Origin of the sequence: Acetobacter musti (assembly GCF_011516835.1) — a bacterium.
In the GTDB taxonomy this organism is placed as follows: Bacteria; Pseudomonadota; Alphaproteobacteria; order Acetobacterales; family Acetobacteraceae; genus Acetobacter; species Acetobacter musti.
The window spans coordinates 1-1,083 of the sequence record NZ_WOTB01000106.1 but is presented as its reverse complement, the minus strand read 5'-3'; the positions used below and the strand labels follow the sequence as shown (position 1 = coordinate 1,083).

The 1,083-nt window shown below is 54.5% G+C and carries 1 protein-coding gene; it reads right to left on the bottom strand.

The annotated features are described in order from the left end of the window. Positions 1-991, bottom strand: a 991-nt coding sequence (locus GOB93_RS20935; RefSeq protein ID WP_173585275.1) for an IS481 family transposase, incomplete at its 3' end; no start/stop codon positions are given. Positions 992-1,083 lie beyond the last annotated feature (92 nt).

The window sequence follows — 1,083 nt, the reverse complement described above, 5'->3', positions numbered from 1 at the left end:
TGTCAGGTTGTGAGACGTCATTGGCGTAATCAAGGATTTCGTCGACCTGTTTCATGATGTCACGACCAGCCGGTTTGATATAGTCTTGATTACGTGACGCGGGATGTTTTTCAAGCCATGAGATGATGCATTGGACGGGAGCGATGCCGCCCAGAACACGCTGCGGGCGATGATTGTAGGCGAAACAGAAGCCTCTGAGCAGAATTTCCAGATCTTCATGGTTTGAGACACAGACCTGCAGTACTTCTGTAGCGACACGGCCATTGAAGCGTTCCACCATTCCATTGGTCTGAGGGGAGTAAGCCTTGGTCCGGCGTCGGTCGATTCCCATGTCATGACAGGCTTTTTCGAAGGCGTCCGCTGTAAAGCAGGAGCCACGATCGGTCAGGATATGGGTGATCCGGAAAGGAAAGGCCGATTTGACGGCATTGAGGAAGTCAACGGAATTATCCGCATTTTCCGCGTCATAAACAGCCAGGTGCACTGAACGGGAACAGCGATCGATGGCGACATACAGAAAACGTTTCCGCCGGTCCCCATCTGCTGTCTGTAATTTTGGCAGATGTTTCACATCGATATGGACATAACCGGGATCGTAATCGCGGAACTTTCCCTGTCCCCGAACTGGTCCGGCCTTTGGAACAGGAGGCAGCCTGTTCAATCCGGCGTCTTTCAGTATCCGCCAGATATTGTCCCGGTTCAGATGCGGCAGGAAATGCCGTAAGACAAAGGTCAGATCATCCAGACCAAAACCGGTAGAACGCCGAAGCTGACAGACAATGGCGCGCTCCTCCTCCGAGGCTTTCCAGGCCAGCCTCCAGGGACGGCTGCTGCGGTCCTGACAGGCGTCCGAACCACGCCTGCGCCACTTGCGGACTGTTTCATCGCTGATCCCGTAGCGTCTGGCGAGCACGGATGTCGGTTCTGACGAACGAGCTATCTCAGCCCGGACAGCCGGTGTCGTGCGTGCCTGTGGGTGGATCTGAAGCATCATTCGGTCTCCCTGCAAACGGAAGAAAACAACGAAGCATAACGCGGTATCGCCCACGCTACATCATCCCAATGACGTCTCACAACCTGACA